At 38.2% G+C, this 16,507-nt stretch carries 22 protein-coding genes and 1 pseudogene; 14 read left to right on the top strand and 9 right to left on the bottom strand.

Annotation, left to right across the window (positions count from 1 at the left end):
* Positions 1-48 precede the first annotated feature (48 nt).
* From rpiA to E0H79_RS03965, 7 genes are all read left to right on the top strand, one after another.
* Positions 49-720, top strand: a complete 672-nt coding sequence (gene rpiA / locus E0H79_RS03995; protein WP_004973429.1) for a ribose-5-phosphate isomerase RpiA — start codon at positions 49-51, stop codon at positions 718-720.
* Positions 721-810: 90 nt separating this feature from the next.
* A complete protein-coding gene (locus E0H79_RS03990; RefSeq protein WP_004973431.1) occupies positions 811-1,491 on the top strand; it encodes a M48 family metallopeptidase in 681 nt (226 codons plus the stop codon).
* Between the two features lie 187 nt (positions 1,492-1,678).
* Positions 1,679-2,734: an N-acetyl-gamma-glutamyl-phosphate reductase gene (gene argC, locus E0H79_RS03985; RefSeq protein ID WP_171458206.1), complete on the top strand. Its 1,056-nt coding sequence runs from the start codon at positions 1,679-1,681 to the stop codon at positions 2,732-2,734.
* 79 nt (positions 2,735-2,813) lie between these two features.
* A complete protein-coding gene (locus E0H79_RS03980; RefSeq protein WP_096901621.1) occupies positions 2,814-3,587 on the top strand; it encodes a DUF6776 family protein in 774 nt (257 codons plus the stop codon).
* A 19-nt stretch (positions 3,588-3,606) separates the two neighbouring features.
* Positions 3,607-4,023: an ATP-dependent Clp protease adapter ClpS gene (gene clpS / locus E0H79_RS03975; protein WP_004973438.1), complete on the top strand. Its 417-nt coding sequence runs from the start codon at positions 3,607-3,609 to the stop codon at positions 4,021-4,023.
* A gap of 9 nt (positions 4,024-4,032) precedes the next feature.
* On the top strand, positions 4,033-6,309 hold the full coding sequence (gene clpA, locus E0H79_RS03970; RefSeq protein ID WP_004973441.1) for an ATP-dependent Clp protease ATP-binding subunit ClpA: 2,277 nt from the start codon (positions 4,033-4,035) through the stop codon (positions 6,307-6,309).
* A 115-nt stretch (positions 6,310-6,424) separates the two neighbouring features.
* Positions 6,425-6,778, top strand: a complete 354-nt coding sequence (locus E0H79_RS03965) for a YnfA family protein (RefSeq protein WP_004973443.1) — start codon at positions 6,425-6,427, stop codon at positions 6,776-6,778.
* 75 nt (positions 6,779-6,853) lie between these two features.
* Here the strand turns inward: E0H79_RS03965 and E0H79_RS03960 are convergent, their stop codons facing one another.
* From E0H79_RS03960 to E0H79_RS03950, 3 genes are all read right to left on the bottom strand, one after another.
* Positions 6,854-7,342 carry a hypothetical protein gene (locus tag E0H79_RS03960; protein ID WP_004973445.1) on the bottom strand — a complete coding sequence of 163 codons (489 nt, stop codon included), beginning with the start codon at positions 7,340-7,342 and terminating at the stop codon, positions 6,854-6,856.
* Between the two features lie 148 nt (positions 7,343-7,490).
* Positions 7,491-8,411, bottom strand: coding sequence for an ornithine carbamoyltransferase (argF, locus tag E0H79_RS03955; RefSeq protein WP_004973455.1), 921 nt, complete (start codon positions 8,409-8,411; stop codon positions 7,491-7,493).
* 112 nt (positions 8,412-8,523) lie between these two features.
* Positions 8,524-9,174 carry a TetR/AcrR family transcriptional regulator gene (locus E0H79_RS03950; protein WP_096901590.1) on the bottom strand — a complete coding sequence of 217 codons (651 nt, stop codon included), beginning with the start codon at positions 9,172-9,174 and terminating at the stop codon, positions 8,524-8,526.
* Between the two features lie 337 nt (positions 9,175-9,511).
* Here E0H79_RS03950 and prpB point away from each other — a divergent pair, with 337 nt between their 5' ends.
* The 4 genes from prpB to E0H79_RS03930 all read left to right on the top strand — a co-directional run bounded on the left by prpB (position 9,512) and on the right by E0H79_RS03930 (position 12,338).
* Complete coding sequence (gene prpB, locus E0H79_RS03945; protein ID WP_004973459.1) at positions 9,512-10,396, top strand: methylisocitrate lyase; 885 nt, start codon at positions 9,512-9,514, stop codon at positions 10,394-10,396.
* A gap of 4 nt (positions 10,397-10,400) precedes the next feature.
* Positions 10,401-11,537, top strand: a complete 1,137-nt coding sequence (gene prpC / locus E0H79_RS03940) for a 2-methylcitrate synthase (protein ID WP_004973461.1) — start codon at positions 10,401-10,403, stop codon at positions 11,535-11,537.
* Positions 11,538-11,835: 298 nt separating this feature from the next.
* Positions 11,836-12,057 (top strand): TA system antitoxin ParD family protein, encoded by a 222-nt coding sequence (locus E0H79_RS03935; RefSeq protein WP_004973462.1) that lies wholly within the window; start codon positions 11,836-11,838, stop codon positions 12,055-12,057.
* A 5-nt stretch (positions 12,058-12,062) separates the two neighbouring features.
* Complete coding sequence (locus E0H79_RS03930) at positions 12,063-12,338, top strand: type II toxin-antitoxin system RelE/ParE family toxin (RefSeq protein ID WP_004973465.1); 276 nt, start codon at positions 12,063-12,065, stop codon at positions 12,336-12,338.
* A 7-nt stretch (positions 12,339-12,345) separates the two neighbouring features.
* Here E0H79_RS03930 and E0H79_RS03925 read toward each other — a convergent pair whose 3' ends face one another.
* Complete coding sequence (locus E0H79_RS03925) at positions 12,346-12,840, bottom strand: CinA family protein (protein WP_096901591.1); 495 nt, start codon at positions 12,838-12,840, stop codon at positions 12,346-12,348.
* A 212-nt stretch (positions 12,841-13,052) separates the two neighbouring features.
* On the opposite strand from E0H79_RS03925, the gene E0H79_RS03920 reads away from it, so the two are divergent.
* Together E0H79_RS03920 and E0H79_RS15215 are read left to right on the top strand one after the other, a co-directional pair.
* Positions 13,053-13,283 (top strand): hypothetical protein, encoded by a 231-nt coding sequence (locus tag E0H79_RS03920; RefSeq protein ID WP_026438431.1) that lies wholly within the window; start codon positions 13,053-13,055, stop codon positions 13,281-13,283.
* A gap of 531 nt (positions 13,284-13,814) precedes the next feature.
* Entirely contained in the window at positions 13,815-13,976 is a 162-nt protein-coding gene (locus E0H79_RS15215) for a hypothetical protein (protein WP_004973471.1), read from the top strand.
* A 489-nt stretch (positions 13,977-14,465) separates the two neighbouring features.
* Here the strand turns inward: E0H79_RS15215 and E0H79_RS15210 are convergent, their stop codons facing one another.
* The 4 genes from E0H79_RS15210 to E0H79_RS03905 are packed head-to-tail and all read right to left on the bottom strand — an operon-like array spanning position 14,466 to position 15,871.
* On the bottom strand, positions 14,466-14,603 hold the full coding sequence (locus E0H79_RS15210) for a hypothetical protein (RefSeq protein ID WP_158660382.1): 138 nt from the start codon (positions 14,601-14,603) through the stop codon (positions 14,466-14,468).
* Between the two features lie 43 nt (positions 14,604-14,646).
* Positions 14,647-15,096 carry a hypothetical protein gene (locus tag E0H79_RS03915; RefSeq protein ID WP_096901592.1) on the bottom strand — a complete coding sequence of 150 codons (450 nt, stop codon included), beginning with the start codon at positions 15,094-15,096 and terminating at the stop codon, positions 14,647-14,649.
* Positions 15,093-15,512, bottom strand: a complete 420-nt coding sequence (locus E0H79_RS03910) for a hypothetical protein (RefSeq protein WP_131260874.1) — start codon at positions 15,510-15,512, stop codon at positions 15,093-15,095. The genes E0H79_RS03915 and E0H79_RS03910 overlap by 4 nt, the downstream gene beginning before the upstream one ends.
* 5 nt (positions 15,513-15,517) lie before the next feature.
* Positions 15,518-15,871 (bottom strand): hypothetical protein, encoded by a 354-nt coding sequence (locus E0H79_RS03905; RefSeq protein ID WP_004973479.1) that lies wholly within the window; start codon positions 15,869-15,871, stop codon positions 15,518-15,520.
* Between the two features lie 265 nt (positions 15,872-16,136).
* Between E0H79_RS03905 and E0H79_RS03900 the strand changes: the two genes are divergently transcribed.
* Positions 16,137-16,379, top strand: coding sequence for a DUF4298 domain-containing protein (locus E0H79_RS03900; protein WP_228258768.1), 243 nt, complete (start codon positions 16,137-16,139; stop codon positions 16,377-16,379).
* Here the strand turns inward: E0H79_RS03900 and E0H79_RS03895 are convergent.
* A pseudogene (locus tag E0H79_RS03895) lies at positions 16,376-16,507 on the bottom strand (transposase); the annotation flags it as partial. The gene E0H79_RS03900 and the pseudogene E0H79_RS03895 overlap by 4 nt on opposite strands.

Genomic DNA, 16,507 nt, shown 5'->3' with positions numbered 1-16,507 from the left:
TTGCGCTGTAAAATCGGCAACAAATGTCAAAAATAGTTGAGTGAAGTCATGAGTCTGTATGCTACCCAAGATGAAAAGAAGCAAGCGGCTGCCAAAGCAGCATTAAAACATTTGCCTAAAGGCGGGATTTTGGGGGTAGGTACAGGCAGTACAGTGAATTTCCTGATTGATTTATTGCCTGAATTACAATTAGAAGCAGCTGTGGCAAGTTCTGAAGCGACTGCGGAGCGCTTAAAGAAACTTGGTATTGAAGTGGTCGATATGAACTCTGTGGGCAGTTTAGATGCTTATGTTGATGGTGCAGATGAAATTGACCGTCACATGCACATGATTAAAGGCGGCGGCGCAGCGTTGACCCGTGAAAAAATTGTGGCTTCTATTGCACGTAAGTTTATCTGTATTGTCGATGATTCAAAATGGGTAGAGCAATTAGGACGTGAGTTTCCATTGCCAATTGAGGTGATTCCAATGGCTCGTTCTGCGGTAGCACGTAAAATTGTGGCTTTAGGTGGCGATCCTGCTTACCGTGAAGGTGTGGTAACTGATAACGGTAACGTGATTTTAGATATTTATAATTTAAATATTTTAAATGCGTTGGAATTAGAAAAAACCTTGAATGATATTCCGGGTGTTGTGACCAATGGTATTTTTGCCATCAATAAAGCAGATATTGCAATTGTAGCGACCAATAACGGCATTGAAGAACGTACTGCGGTTTAATTCGTCTCCCAAGTCCCTTGTTTTTAATGGGGGCTTTTCTTCCTCCTTTATTAAAGGAGGGGTCGGGGAGGATTTAATAAAAGAACAACAATGACATTATCCGACTTACCTGAAATTCAAATCACACCACATGCAAAAGCAACACGTTTACGTTTGCGTGTCGAGCCGCATCAAATTCGCTTAACTGTACCGAAATATTGTACTCAGCGACAAATTCAGGATTTTTTGCAGCAATCTGAACAGTGGATGATTGAAACTTGGCATAAACAGCAGGCGCAGCAAGGACTTGTTCGGCGTGAATTGCCAAATCAGTTATCACTTTTTAATTTGGCTAAGCCTTTAAATATTCATTATCAAACACAAAAACACAGTTTTATTTTAGATTTAAAACAGCATTGCCTATGGGTTAGTGACCGCCAACCTGCGGCATATTTAAAAGCCTTTGTTATTGCTTATGCCAAACAAATGTTGCCGATATATTTGCAAACAGTCAGTCATGAAATTGCTTTGCCATTTAAACAGTGCGCAATTCGTCAACCGAAAACCCGTTGGGGCAGTTGCAGTACGCAACAGCATATTATGCTCAATAGCGCCTTGGTGTTGTTTCCTGAACAAATTGTGCGATATGTTGCTGTGCATGAGTTGGCGCATACACGACATTTTGATCATAGTCCTGCATTTTGGGTTGAAGTACAACGGCATGATGCGCACTATTTGCAGCATCGCAAGCAGTTAAAAACAACGTCTTTGCCTTGGTGGTGGTATCAATAAAAAAGCCAACACCCACATGATAAGACTACAATGCAAAGGTGTTGCACGTATTGACTACAATCCAAATCATCTTTTATAAAATCAACAGAATAAAGAAAAGCCCCAAAACCCTAGTAAAACAGTTTAGAAAACCAAAACTTCCTGTCATACTATAGCGTTAGCTTAAACATGCTTTTGAATTGAGGTAATGCACGTGATTTCAGTTGGTATTGTCGGTGGTACAGGTTATACAGGCGTTGAATTATTGCGTCTTTTGCTACGACACCCAAATGTAAAAGTAAATGTACTGACTTCACGTACAGAAGCGGGTCGCCGTGTAGATGATATGTTCCCAAGCCTGCGTGGGCACACAAACCTATGCTACTCAGATTTAAACATCGAAGAATTAAAACAGTGTGATGTGGTGTTCTTTGCTACACCGCATGGCGTTGCCATGCAACATGCTGCGGAACTTGTTGCAGCCAATACCAAAGTAGTCGATTTAGCAGCAGATTTCCGTTTGCAAGATTTAGCACAGTTTGAAAAATGGTATGGCATGCAACATGCTTGCCCAGACATTTTAAAAGATTCAGTTTATGGCTTGTCTGAACTCAACCGGGAACAAATTAAACACGCACAGGTGATTGGTAACCCAGGGTGTTATCCAACCACAGTGCAACTTGGTTTAGCGCCATTATTTAAACAAGCTGAAGCTTTAGTGAAACCTGAAAGTATTATTATTGATGCAAAATCGGGTGTATCTGGTGCAGGGCGTAAAGCCAGTTTGGGCATGATTTACTCTGAAAATGCCGACAACTTTAAGGCTTATGGCGTTGCGGGGCATCGTCATCATCCAGAAATTGTAGAAGCATTGGAAAATATTTCGGGTCAAAAAGATGTGTTTAATCACATTGTGTTTGTACCGCATTTAGTACCTATGATTCGCGGTATGCTCAGCACCATTTATGTAGATTTAACTGATGCAGGTGATGCAGCAGATTTACAAAGCCTGTATGAGCAGTTTTATGCCAATGAACAGTTTGTAGATGTCATGCCAGCCAACAGTTCACCAGAAACACGCTCAGTACGTGGCGCTAACCAGTTGCGTATCGCATTGTATAAGCCACAACCGAAAAAATTAGTACTTTTGGTGGCACAAGATAACTTGGTGAAAGGTGCAGCAGGGCAAGCAGTACAAAATATGAACCTCATGTTTGGTTTCGCAGAACATGCAGGACTTGAGGTGATTGGTTTATTACCATAAGAACACGTTTTTCAACTTCACACACATTTAGATTTCGATTTAAATGTGTGTTTTGAATGAATCAAAACAAGAGATGACGATGCATAACACCGATACAGAAACCACGTCACAGTCGAATTCAAGCATGACACCCTCATCTACACCGCCAGAAAAAAAGCCATTTCTTGAAAGCAATGCGCCTTTGGCAATTGGTGCTGCCATTTTAATTTTAGGTAGTGGCTTTTTGGGCTATTCAGTCGGGCATCGTCAGGGCTTAACTGTGGTTGGTTACGATGCCGATGCAGAACAACTGGTTGAAGTGGTGCAAGAACAAAAAACGCGTTTGGAAAGTCTGAATAAGAGCTTAAATGCTGCGGTTCAAGAACGCGATGTTGCGGTCAGTAACTCCAATGATTTGTATCAAGCTTTCACTCAAGCAACTGAAGATAAGCAACGTACTGAAGGCATGAGTGCGATTTATCGTGAAGTTTTGCGTCAACGTGGTGGTTTAAGCCTGACCGTGCAAAATCTTGGGGTGAAACCATTACCAGACAATGCTTATGAATATCAGGTCGATTTGGTACAAGTGAGTCCAAACAAGCGACGTGCAAGTGGTACGGTAGAACTGCGTTTAATTCAAGGCACAGAAGTGCTGGTTGTTCCGATGGAAGACAGCAATTTTAATTTTGATAATTATGAGCGTTTAACAGGGCGCTGGAGCATGCCTAAAGGCTTTAATCCAGACTTTATTGAAGTCCGTTTAAATGGCGCAACTCCTGTGATTAAACGCTTCAGTTGGAGCAAAGGCAAAGCCGTGGAGGCAGATTCTGCCTTTATTTCTGAAATTCCACAAGCAGAAGCTAGCGCTCAATAATGTGTGATATGTAAAACTTATGCGAACCCAAAAAAGATCCATCTGTTTAAATGAAATTAAAACCACTTTTCATCAATCTGGCTATGTCGATTGGCATTTAACCCCGCGTTTAAGTGTGGATGATGCAGGACATGAAGATGATGGTGATATTGCGGTACAAACTGCGCCGCCACAATTAAAACGCCCACCTTTATATGTTGTCGTTTTAATGAACGATGATTACACCCCAATGGACTTTGTAATTGAAATTTTACAACAATACTTTGCAATGAATCTTGACCAAGCGACTCAAGTAATGCTAACTGTACACTATGAAGGAAAAGGTGTCGCAGGGGTCTATCCGCGGGATATTGCGGAAACGAAAGCGAACCAAGTCAATAATTACGCTCGATCACAAGGTCATCCATTACTTTGTCAGATTGAGCCTAAAGATTAAGGGGGTTACATGCTCAGTCGTCAATTAGAAGTATCACTACGTTTGGCTGTTAGCATGGCTCGTCAAAAGAGACACGAGTTTCTAACGGTTGAACATTTATTATTGGCTTTATTAGACAATGATTCGGCAGTCAATGCACTCAAGGCGTGTGGTGCAGATGTTATTGTGCTGCGTAAAGAACTCGAAGAATATGTAGAACAACATACCCCTAAACTTGCTGAAAATAACGATCAGGCACCGCACCCGACCGAAAGTTTTGACCGCATTTTGCAGCGTGGTATTTTCCATGTGCAATCTAGCGGTGGTGACCGTACGGTTGAAGGCGCAGATATTTTAGTGGCAATGTACTCTGAACGTGATTCATTTGCCGTGTATCTACTCAAGCGTCATCAAATTAACCGTTTGACCTTAACGCAATACTTATCGCACGGTACACGTAAAGACGAAACGCAAGCGGAAGAAGAGGTTGAAGAATTAGATAGCGAAAGTTCAAGCTCTGCCAATGCTGGCCCGTTAGAGCTTTACACGCTAAATTTGAATACTGAAGCGCAAAAGGGTAAAACCGATCCGTTAATTGGGCGTGAAAAAGAAATTGAGCGTGCTGCACAAATTCTATGCCGTCGTCGTAAGAACAACCCATTGTTGGTGGGTGATCCAGGCGTGGGTAAAACCTCTATTGCCGAAGGTCTGGCGTGGCTGATTGTGAATGGTAAAGCGCCAAAACCACTCGAAAATGCCGAAGTATATAGTTTGGATATCGGTGCGTTGGTAGCGGGTACAAAATACCGTGGTGACTTTGAAAAGCGTTTAAAACAACTGTTAAATGCCTTGAAAAAGAAACCTGATGCCATTTTATTTATTGACGAAATCCACATGATTATTGGTGCAGGCTCAAGCATGGGCAGCACTATGGATGCATCAAATTTAATTAAACCTGCGTTGGCAAATGGTACTTTGCGTTGCATTGGCTCGACGACATTCCAAGAATATCGTCAGGTATTTGAAAAAGACCATGCACTTTCACGCCGTTTCCAAAAAATTGATGTGAATGAGCCTTCAATTTCAGAAACGATTGATATTTTACGTGGTTTAAAATCGAAATTTGAAGAATTTCACCATGTTAAATATGATGATAAAGCATTGGTGTCTGCGGTAGAGTTATCGGCCAAATTTATCAATGACCGTTTCTTGCCAGACAAAGCCATTGATGTGATTGATGAAGCAGGTGCGCAGCGCCGTTTAAGAGCTGAGCAAGATGATACTTTAATCACAGTAGAAAACATTGAAGATATCGTCTCTAAAATTGCACGTATTCCACCTAAAACCGTATCGAAAGATGACAAGACTGTACTTGAACATCTTGAGCGTGATTTAAAACGTGTGGTCTTTGGTCAAGATGAAGCTATTGAAGCGTTAGCATCAGCAATTAAACTGTCACGTGCTGGTTTAAAAACACCAGACAAACCAGTGGGTAGTTTTGTATTTGCTGGCCCGACAGGCGTTGGTAAAACCGAAGTTACCAAGCAGTTGGCAAAACTGTTGGGTGTGGAATTGGTTCGCTTTGATATGTCTGAGTACATGGAGCGCCATGCCGTTTCACGTTTAATTGGTGCACCTCCAGGCTATGTCGGTTTTGATCAGGGTGGCTTACTCACCGATGCGATTCATAAAAATCCGCATTGTGTGTTGTTGTTGGATGAAATTGAAAAAGCGCATCCTGATGTATTTAACCTATTGCTGCAAATTATGGATCATGGTTCATTGACCGATAATAATGGTCGTAAATCAGACTTCCGTAATGTGATTTTGGTTCTGACCACTAATATTGGTGCGGAAAGTATTTCCCGCGTGAGCATTGGTTTCATGGATCAAGACAACAGTAATGACAACCAAGAAGCGATGAAAAAAGCCTTCTCACCTGAGTTCCGTAACCGTTTGGATGGGGTCATTCAATTTAAAGCTTTACCTACTACAGTAATTGAAAATGTAGTGGATAAATTCTTGACTGAATTACAAGCGCAGTTGGATGATAAAAAAGTCATTCTTGAGGTTGATCAAGATGCGCGTGAATGGATGGCTGAGCATGGATATGATCGCTTAATGGGCGCACGTCCAATGCAACGTCTGATTCAGGAACACTTGAAAAAGCCATTGGCAGAAATGATTCTGTTTGGTGAACTTGCAGAACAGGGCGGTAATGTGGCTGTTTCTGTGAAGAAAGAGAACGGTAAGGCAGTCGGTTTGAAACTTGAAGTCTTTGAAGATCAAACGGCTGAACCAGCCTAATCAATCCTTATTTGAATTTTGAAAATAACCCATGTTGAACATGGGTTATTTTTTATGAATTCGCAGATGCGTGAACTTGAATCGTTACTGCTAAAAGAGAGACCACACAGGATTTATGGATTTTCAGATCACTAAAATTGCCAGCACAACGTTCTTGTTTTTTGTTACGGCAGTTATGGAAATATTAGGCTGTTATTTTCCTTATTTGATTTTAAATCAGGGGAAATCACAGTGGTTATGGCTGCCAACAATTTTAGCCTTAGCGGCTTTTGTGTGGTTATTGACTCTACATCCTGCGGCATCGGGGCGAATTTATGCGGCTTATGGTGGTATTTATATTTGTACAGCCTTGATTTGGTTAAAGTATGTAGATCAAGTCAATTTAACACGTTGGGATATGTTCGGTGGAATGATAGTAGTTTTAGGCGCATTGATCATTATTTTACAACCGCAAGGTTTAATACGTTAGGTTATATTTGGGTTTACGCATTAAACCTTAGGCATTAAATCTTAAAGCTGAGGTTGTTTTAGTTTTAAATACAGTTCAGTCTGCTTTAAATTGGCACTCGCTATTTGCCAATTGCACATTAAACTGGGTTTTTTCTGCACTGAGTTTTAAGTTCAATACATAGGGATTTACCCGTTGGAACTGATGCTCAAAAATAGATTCACAATTATGAATTAAGTTTTGTTTAATCATATTTTTGACATTGTTATAACCCGTACTTTCTACAAACTGCGTGAAGTCAGGTGAAATAATCATGCCACGAATATTGATTTGTTTGTCTGTCGCCGTACTTTGTTCAATCACTGTATTTTGATCGACCTGATAAGGCATAGTACGAGAATCTTCATCACTAATGACATCTAAAATTTCATTTAAAGCGACGATATTTTGAATTTTATAATCTGCACTTAGAATCTTTTGTTGGACTAAATATTGATCTAATTCACTGGCTTTGGCATAGAGTGAAGCACTCGCGATCAGTGTAGTAGTGCACAGCGTAATTGTGGCAAGTGTTTTATCAATCATATTGTTTATCTAGGCTCTTTTAGAAATTTTAGAAAAATAGACCATAACTCAAGATTATAGCGAGCCAAATAAAAAAACAGCACCTTTTGGTGCTGTTTGTAACAAAACTCATCAAAGTTTTGCGAATATTTAAGACGGGTTTTAAAGCTTAGTCTTTTTTAAGATTTTCATTCAATAAAAACTCAACCAATGCTTTTTGAGCATGTAAGCGATTTTCTGCTTCATCCCACACTACAGCATTTTTGTGATCGAGCATATTTTCAGAAATTTCTTCACCACGGTGCGCAGGTAAGCAGTGCATAAATAAACAATCAGGGTGTGCTAAATCCATCAAGCGTTCATTCACTTGATAGTCTGCAAACGCTTTTTCACGGATTTTTTGTTCTTCTTCCTGTCCCATGCTTGCCCATACATCGGTCACAATTAGGTCAGCATTCACTGCTGCATCTTCAGCAGAATCGACCAATTCTACGCAGTGTGCAAATTCAGACAGGAAACGCTGTTCTGGCTCATAACCTTTTGGTGTAGCAATTTTTAAATTAAAGCCCCACATGTGTGCTGCTTCAATATATGAGTTACACATATTGTTGCCATCACCAATCCACGCCACAGTTTTACCTTCAATTGAACCACGGTGTTCAACATAGGTTTGCATGTCTGCAAGGAGTTGGCATGGGTGATGATCGTCAGTTAAGGCATTGATCACAGGAACTTTAGAATAAGAAGCAAAGCGTTCTACAATGTCGTGACCAAAGGTACGAATCATCACAATATCAAGCATACTTGAAATGACGCGAGCAGAATCTTCAATTGGCTCACCGCGACCTAATTGCGTGTCACGTGATGATAAGAAGATTGCGCTACCACCAAACTGACTCATGCCAGCTTCAAACGATACACGGGTTCGGGTGCTGGATTTTTCAAAAATCATACCCATGACTTTGCCAGGAAAAGGCTGGAAAACTTCATTGTTATGCTGTTTACGCTTGAGCTCAATGGCGCGTTGCAAAATTTGATTCAGTTCTAAAGTCGATAAATCGCGTAATGTTAGAAAGTGACGTAGAGCCATTCGTTACTCCACAATAATTGCTGAATGAGAAAAAACAACAATTAGTTGTTGGTTGGTTAAGTGAAAAAGGGAATCGGCTAATATACTATAGGATGCAGAAATTGCAAAAAATCTAAGCTTTTTGATGAGCGTCTAGAAAGCGATCTACACAATAACTTACATAATTGGTTGTTTCTTGTTCTGTTTCTTGTTTTGGAATACCCATGATGATACGCCATTCAAAATTTCTTAAAATACCGAAATACAGTTGTGCAGAATAAATAGGCTGTTCACAGCAAATTAAACCTTGCTGACTGGCATGTTCCAATACTTTGGCAATACAAAGTTGCACATGCAAAGGGCCGCGCTCATGTATGTGTAAGGCAATATCAGGATTGCGCTGACTTTGCTCTAATACCAGACGCATAAAGGCTGCATTTTCTGGTTCCAAAATATGATGATAAAAATTCAATAAGGTTTGAATCAAATAACCACGTAAATTTGAATCAATTTGTTCAAAGGGAATGTGAATATCCTGAAAAAATTTATCACGGCGATAATCACAAATAGCTTTGAATAACCCTTCTTTATTGCCAAAGTATTTATAGATCGACGCTTTAGAACCGCCTGCGTGTTGCACAATATCATCTAAGGATACGGCATCGTAACCACGCTCTAAAAATAGCTCAGTTGCACTGACTAATAACGCTACACATCGCTCATGACCACGCTTGGTTGGTGGTATATCTTTACCTAAAGGAGCGAAATGGGCGAGTTCGTGCATATTGAGTAAAAAATCATCAATTAAATAGAAGGGAGATTGTCATTATAACAAATATATGTACAGCGTGCTGTGTCGAAGTGTACTTGCACATGGCATGATTTGAGCTGAAAAAGCCATATTTTTAGAAAATAGTTGAAATTTTGCTTATTTAGTGTACTAAAAAGCTGTGTTTATCAAAAATAAAGAATAACCAACATCACGAAAATTTATTGTGCAATAAATTTGAAAATTATTTGACTAAAGTTTTAGAGTATAGATTCTAAAAAGCCATGGCGTGATCTCGCATTCTCGATATACTCGAATCTCGAAAAATATAGTAAGAAAAGCGGAAAGGAAGATGACAGAACAAACATCTGCGGGCTTAAGATTCAGACAAGCCTTGGAAGTCGAAAAGCCATTACAAATTATCGGCACGGTAAATGCTTATGCTGCCATGATGGCAAAACAAGTGGGCTATAAAGCCATTTATTTATCTGGTGCAGGTGTTGCCAACTATTCTTACGGTTTACCTGACTTGGGCATGACCAGTTTAGACAACGTCTTGGAAGATGTACGTCGTATTACTGAGCGTGTTGATACACCATTATTGGTGGATATTGACACAGGTTGGGGCGGTGCATTCAATATTGCCCGCAGTATTAAACAAATGATTGCTGCGGGTGCTGCTGCAGTTCATATTGAAGATCAGGTTGCACAAAAGCGTTGTGGACATCGTCCAAACAAAGAAATTGTAACCCAGCAAGAAATGGTTGATCGTATTAAAGCGGCTGTTGATGCGAAAACCGATTCAAACTTTGTAGTCATGGCACGTACTGATGCCTTGCAAAAAGAAGGTTTACAGGCGGTTATTGACCGTGCTTGCGCATGTGTGGAAGCGGGTGCAGATGCAATTTTTGCAGAAGCTATGACTGATATTACCATGTATAAAACTGTATGTGATGCCGTAGGTGTACCTGTATTGGCAAACATTACCGAGTTTGGTGATACCCCTTATTACACCACTGAAGAATTGGCTGAGCAGGGCATTCGCATGGTGTTGTATCCACTTTCACCAACTCGTGCTATGCAAAAAGCAGCACTTGAAGTGATGCAATCCATTCGTAAAGATGGCACGCAAGTGAATGTCTTAGACAAAATGCAACAACGTAAAGAATTATACGAATTCCTTGATTATCATACTTTTGAAAATACATTAGACAAGCTGTTCAAACAGGAGAATTAAAAAAATGGCTGAAGGAAAAGTACTCACAGGCGCAGGATTGCGTGGACAAGTGGCAGGTAAAACCTCACTCTCAACTGTTGGTAAAAGTGGCGCAGGCTTAACTTACCGTGGTTATGATGTGCAAGACTTGGCAGAAAACTGTCAGTTTGAAGAAGTTGCATACTTGATTTTCTTTGGTGAATTGCCGACTTCAGAGCAATTGGCTGCCTATAAAGCAAAATTGAAATCTTTACGTGCATTGCCTCAAGCACTCAAAGAAGTGCTTGAGCGTATTCCTGCAGATTCACACCCAATGGATGTGATGCGTACAGGTGTTTCAATGCTAGGTAACTTAGAAACCGAACAGTCATTTGAACAGCAACAAGATGTAGCAGACCGCATCTTGGCGACTTTGCCAGCTATTATTTGCTACTGGTATCGTTATAGCCACGATGGCGTGCGTATTGAAGAAAATACGGATGATGATTCAATTGGCGCACAATTCCTGCATTTATTACGTGGTGAAAAACCAAATGAATTGCATGAACAAGTCATGAATGTGTCATTAATTTTGTATGCAGAGCATGAGTTCAACGCATCAACATTTACAGCACGTGTTTGCGCATCAACTTTGTCTGACATGCATTCATGTATTACAGGCGCGATTGGTTCATTACGTGGCCCATTACACGGTGGCGCGAATGAAGCAGCGATGGAAATGATTGAAAATTGGACATCGCCAGAAGAAGCTGAACGTGAAATGCTAGGCAAGTTGGAACGTAAAGAAAAGATCATGGGCTTTGGTCATGCGATTTATAAAGACAATGATCCACGTAACGGCATCATCAAAATCTGGTCTGAGCGTTTAGCGCAAGATGTAGGTGATACAGTACTTTATCCTGTATCGGTGCGTTGTGAAGAAGTGATGTGGCGTGAGAAGAAATTATTCTGTAATGCTGACTTCTTCCATGCGTCTGCGTATCACTTTATGGGTATTGCGACCAAACTATTTACACCAATCTTTGTGATGAGCCGTGTAACAGGTTGGGCAGCACACGTGATGGAACAGCGTGCAGATAACCGTATTATCCGCCCAAGTGCAGATTATACAGGCCCAGAATTGCGTAAAGTTGTACCAATTGCAGAGCGTTCGGCTGCTTAATTGGTTGTCTAAAAAGCTGTACCGTGCATGAACATCATGTGATGCAGCAGTTTAGGCTGAAGATAAGGTTTCATTGTTAAGCAATGGAACCTTATTTTTTTTGAGGTTTGGATGAGGGTAGTCAAAAATACAATGAGTAATTATTGAAGCGTTAGAGAATTAAAAAAGATCGGGCGTACGATAGCGCATTTTTAAATATTTGATCATAAAAGAAGGTTGTTGTATTTTGTTTCTTAAGGTTGTAAATGGTTGCATGATTGGCTAAAATTTATTCCATAATTAATATGAGGAAAAAGCAATGTCACATGTAGCAGTTAAAATCGACAGCGATATTGTTGAATCAGCAAAGATTTACGGGATGGCTGAAAGTAGAAGTGCAACTAAACAAATTGAGTACTGGGCTAAAATTGGAAAAATCGCACAAGACAATCCCGATTTAACTTTTCAAGATATAGCAGATTTGTTGCTTAGTATGGCGCATGTCAAAGCAGGGAATACAACACCATATAGCTTTGGTTGAGTTCAATGAATATACAACAAACTCCCTTATTTGAACGGACAGTGAAAAAACTAACCAAGCAGCAGAAAAAAGATGTTGATAATGCCGTAATAACCGTTTGGAATAATCCTGATATCGGAGAAGCTAAAGTGGGGGATTTAGCAGGAGTATTTGTTTATAAATTTAAAATGGACAAACAGCTTGTGCTACTGGCTTACTCTGTGAGTGATGACGAAATCATGACACTCTATCTTTTAAAATTGGGCAGTCATGAGAATTTTTATAGAGACTTAAAAAGATAGGTTTACTTCAGGGTGCAGTACAAGTGTTTGTATCTTGCATTAGATCAATCAGGTCTTGAGCGACTAACAGAGTGAGCTGTTCTAGTCGTTGTAATGGATTGCCATCTAAAAAATATTTGTACTGAAAAGTTTGCTGCTGATAATGAATGGCGATAAAAAATGTCCCTACAGGTTTTTCTGGTGTGGCACTGCCGCCTGGTTTCAGTAACCCTGTGCATGCCACAATAAAATCTGCATGTTGAAATAGTTTTTTGCCTTGAACTGCCATGGCTTGTGTGACTTCTGCGGATTCAGCGGTATAGGTGGCAATTAAGTCACTATTCACATGCAAAATCTCACGTTTAATGCTTGGGTCGTAACTGACTAATCCACCAAGTAAAATATTGGCACCGCTATTTTTATAAATAGAAAACTGACTACATAAGTAACCTGAGCTGGCACTTTCAATAAAAGCCACAGTCTGTTGGCGTTGTTCAAGTATGGCACAGCATTGTTTGAGCATGATAAATCTGCAAGTGAATAGAATAAGTTGCTCAAGTGTACTGAATTTTGTCGACTTGTGCGAAAAAACATCAAAAAGTGAAATGCTAAAATAAGAATGTTCACGATTTAACTGCCTATAAATACAGCAAAATTTACAATTATAGGTTTAATCGTGGCATGAACGGTGATACAAATAAAAGTAAAGCAAAAAGTAATAAAAAGGATGCTGTGATGAAAACAACGGTGAAATATATCGTTTTAAAAAGTTTGGACTATCAACTTGGTACATCATTATTTGAGGATGAAATTGATGCTGATGCACAATATTTTGACCAAATTCCAAGCATTATTGAATATCAAAACTTGCGCTTTAAAGTCGTGAGTAAAGAACAAAAGCGTTTACAACTGATTGAGGAAAATGAGGAGCATCAAACCATCATTGTCAGAGTTCTGGTGATTTAAAGTCATTTCAATCTAAATTAAACAGAGCTTCCATATAATAGTAGACTGGTTGAGCATCAGTGGAGCGTATCGAAGTTGGTGCTTTTTGGCCGCTAGATGAAAAAAATTGTATTTCACATCACAAGAAAAAATTGAAGAATTGATTAAAAGTGCTAACTACGTCACATATTTGTGTTGGTATTTTTGTAGATTAGCATTTTTCAAACGGGCTGTAATGGCTTAAATAAGCTTATGTTTTTTAGATCAATTTTTATTTAAACAGACTGATAATTGAGATAGAGAGAAAATTAATTAAAATATCTTAAAAATATAATCATGACAGATAGAACAAAATATAATTGAATTTTAACGTATTTTTTGAATGCGTGTTACATTTTGGTTTTTATTATATTGTTAAATAATAAAGTGTTTTTCTTAGATAAAATTAAAAAAAACAGTGTATTTTCTTTATTGGAATTGAGCATTTTTGTTATTGCTGTGTATAGTCCTTGCATCTCACAATAGTGAGGAAGTTTAAAGGGGCTAAATATAATGAATCATAATGCAATTATCATGATGACGCTGATCATTTTAGCTGTGGGATTTTCTCTAGGCATTTATGTGTATTTTGAACAAAAGAGAAAGCAAAATGAAGAAATTCAGCTGATCATTACAGAAGCAAGACAGGGTCTAGTAGAGTTAGATCGGAAATAATAATCTAGGTGTAAATCGTATACTTCGATGCGGATCCAATGGGATATGTTAAAGGTGAAAAATTGACTTAAAAAAGTAATTTTATGCCACTGTTTGTCGGTCAGATGACGATAAAATAAATGAACGAAACATAGCTGTAGTTTCTTAGTTTTCCCACATTCCCATGTGGGATTTTTTTTGTCTAAAATTTAGACTAGCGCAGTATTTATTAAGATAAGTCATTATTTTTATGTACAAAAGTGACCTTTATTATAAAGATCAAAATAAGGTGCATATTCCTGCATAAACCTACCACCTATTCCTATTCGTTCCCTACCACTCATTCCTATTCCAAGTCGGCCACTTAGGGTTTATTCAGTAATAGAATTACAAGAAGAATGAACCTCATAAAAAGTATTCAAATGCCAATATTGCACAACAGCGCTACTTATATCATTTAGCGATGAACTGATTTACGATTACGTTCGATGATCGATTAAAAAATCGAACTTACACAAAATAATTTACAGGCTCTAAAATACGTTTAGTACTTTTAGCAGTATCAATAACAATACCACCACCTTTCTTCGCAACCGTTACCATCCCTGTACTAATCGCTGCTGAAAGACCATTGAGTGCTGTTGTCATCTCCTAATTTTGGTGGGTATTTAGCCTTATCGACTACAGCCCCTTAATTAATTACTTCAAGAAAATCATCTATTAAATTGAGTAAATCTAGACTTTTACATTTAGAAAAAATTACCTTATTTACAATGTTATCTTTGTATTCAAAAAAATGATCTTCATATAAAAACCAAGTAAAATAAATAGTATTATTATTCCTTGCTGCCCTTTTACTGAAATCATCAAAGGTTTCTTCTAAAGTGATTCTGTAATTCTCAGATAATAAACCTTTAGGATAGAAAAATTTTTTACAATTTTCATCATTTATCACATTGCTATAATAGTAATTATCATTTAGTAAGTTTTTTAGTGAATTTATAAAGCTAGTCACATAAGTAGGAGAGTCTAAAGTTCCTAGATACTCCCCCTCAATACATAAACGCAATGGGATGAAATTACTATTCTGATAATTTCCATCAAACTCTATAAAAACTTGATCGTTTCCAATTCTATTCATTTGCTATCTACCATTTTTATCAAGTCAGAAGGGACATCAGAAATCTTGATATTTCGTTCCTTTCCTGAGGACGTAATACCTTTTGTCGAACCATTCCAATGGAAATTGCCATTACCATCATCTTGAAACCTATGATAAATGACCTTCCCATCTTTATTTTCAATTGCCCATCTATTTTTTGGATCACTATCAATTTTTACACTGTTTTCCCATAATTTTACATGATTGTCAGGAATTATTGCTTTAGTAGAGTTATAAGGCATATTTCCATCTTTCAAGTCATGATGTCCTGGATTTTCATAATATTGTGTTTCAACATTAATAACTTTATCTTTAGTTGATGGCTTGGTGCCTTCGACTATGTAATTACCAATAGTATTATTACTTTCGTCCTTATGTATGCCTAAAATCAGCAAAAAATCTATTTTTTAAATTCAGTAATATTAATAGGCTGATCTTTGACTAACTCAAGTACTCCTTCACCACCTTTAAAGTGAATAGATACACCATCATCATTGCTCAGTAAAATACCGCTACCAGATACAGCACGTTTTAAATGATAAACTGTGTCTGAATTATCTACCATTTCTGCAGTTTCAAAATTATCTGAAGATTTTAATTCAATGGTTAAGTCTTGTGGGCCATTAAAATAAATAACTTGTGTTTCTGCAGGTGCATTACTTTGTACTTTTTCTTGGCTCACTTCATTATTTAAATTTGAGTTACATCCCATTAAACCGAATGCAAGTAATGTTGCCCCTAAAATATATTTCATTTTTGTACCTTTTCTAAAAAATTGAAGCAAACTTATACTAATGACTTTAACTTTTGATAAAAAGATGGAATTACACTTTTATACTAAATTTTACTGAAAGTAATGAAGCTAAAGTTGACTAAATAAATCAGGAATTGTCTTCTTTAAAAATTAATGCAAAAAAATATAGCAATATATGTTTCTTTAAATAAAACCTACATACACTCACATTCCTTGATCTTGAATTATTGTACGCTCATGTCATCTTAATTTTTGAATTTCAGCTATGAGTAAAAATAAAATGTACGATGCTCAGGTTTTACAGCAACAATATGAGCAATGGCATGATTTACATCGACAGATGCGAGAAGCGCAGCAAAAATGGCAAGCTGCAGAAAAGCTCTGGCAAGAATTACAGGCCTATTATCAAAGTGAACAATGGCTTGAGGACTATGAAAATGCGCCTGAACTTAGCTGCCGCGAAGGGGAATATTCTATATTATCGCAAGATACGCTAAGCTGTCATTAAAAAGTAAACATGTATTCTTTTCCGAATTGGTTTGATACTCTCTCCACCCATTGCTCTATTTTATCAGCTGTCATGACTTGAAAATCTCGCCAATAATATTTCATCTGCTTCCATACCATCTCGATTCG

The sequence above is a fragment of the Acinetobacter sp. ANC 5045 genome (genome assembly GCF_004331005.1).
In the GTDB taxonomy this organism is placed as follows: domain Bacteria; phylum Pseudomonadota; class Gammaproteobacteria; order Pseudomonadales; family Moraxellaceae; genus Acinetobacter; species Acinetobacter towneri.
The sequence above is the reverse complement of the archived record's forward strand: the minus strand, read 5'-3'. Positions and strand labels throughout refer to the sequence as shown.

Coding starts and splice junctions, on each gene's coding strand:
- rpiA (WP_004973429.1), top strand. CDS start 49: ATGAGTCTGTATGCTACCCAAGATGAAAAGAAGCAAGCGGCTGCCAAA.
- E0H79_RS03990 (WP_004973431.1), top strand. CDS start 811: ATGACATTATCCGACTTACCTGAAATTCAAATCACACCACATGCAAAA.
- argC (WP_171458206.1), top strand. CDS start 1,679: ATGCACGTGATTTCAGTTGGTATTGTCGGTGGTACAGGTTATACAGGC.
- E0H79_RS03980 (WP_096901621.1), top strand. CDS start 2,814: ATGCATAACACCGATACAGAAACCACGTCACAGTCGAATTCAAGCATG.
- clpS (WP_004973438.1), top strand. CDS start 3,607: ATGCGAACCCAAAAAAGATCCATCTGTTTAAATGAAATTAAAACCACT.
- clpA (WP_004973441.1), top strand. CDS start 4,033: ATGCTCAGTCGTCAATTAGAAGTATCACTACGTTTGGCTGTTAGCATG.
- E0H79_RS03965 (WP_004973443.1), top strand. CDS start 6,425: ATGGATTTTCAGATCACTAAAATTGCCAGCACAACGTTCTTGTTTTTT.
- E0H79_RS03960 (WP_004973445.1), bottom strand. CDS start 7,342: ATGATTGATAAAACACTTGCCACAATTACGCTGTGCACTACTACACTG.
- argF (WP_004973455.1), bottom strand. CDS start 8,411: ATGGCTCTACGTCACTTTCTAACATTACGCGATTTATCGACTTTAGAA.
- E0H79_RS03950 (WP_096901590.1), bottom strand. CDS start 9,174: ATGCACGAACTCGCCCATTTCGCTCCTTTAGGTAAAGATATACCACCA.
- prpB (WP_004973459.1), top strand. CDS start 9,512: ATGACAGAACAAACATCTGCGGGCTTAAGATTCAGACAAGCCTTGGAA.
- prpC (WP_004973461.1), top strand. CDS start 10,401: ATGGCTGAAGGAAAAGTACTCACAGGCGCAGGATTGCGTGGACAAGTG.
- E0H79_RS03935 (WP_004973462.1), top strand. CDS start 11,836: ATGTCACATGTAGCAGTTAAAATCGACAGCGATATTGTTGAATCAGCA.
- E0H79_RS03930 (WP_004973465.1), top strand. CDS start 12,063: ATGAATATACAACAAACTCCCTTATTTGAACGGACAGTGAAAAAACTA.
- E0H79_RS03925 (WP_096901591.1), bottom strand. CDS start 12,840: ATGCTCAAACAATGCTGTGCCATACTTGAACAACGCCAACAGACTGTG.
- E0H79_RS03920 (WP_026438431.1), top strand. CDS start 13,053: ATGAAAACAACGGTGAAATATATCGTTTTAAAAAGTTTGGACTATCAA.
- E0H79_RS15215 (WP_004973471.1), top strand. CDS start 13,815: ATGAATCATAATGCAATTATCATGATGACGCTGATCATTTTAGCTGTG.
- E0H79_RS15210 (WP_158660382.1), bottom strand. CDS start 14,603: ATGACAACAGCACTCAATGGTCTTTCAGCAGCGATTAGTACAGGGATG.
- E0H79_RS03915 (WP_096901592.1), bottom strand. CDS start 15,096: ATGAATAGAATTGGAAACGATCAAGTTTTTATAGAGTTTGATGGAAAT.
- E0H79_RS03905 (WP_004973479.1), bottom strand. CDS start 15,871: ATGAAATATATTTTAGGGGCAACATTACTTGCATTCGGTTTAATGGGA.
- E0H79_RS03900 (WP_228258768.1), top strand. CDS start 16,137: ATGAGTAAAAATAAAATGTACGATGCTCAGGTTTTACAGCAACAATAT.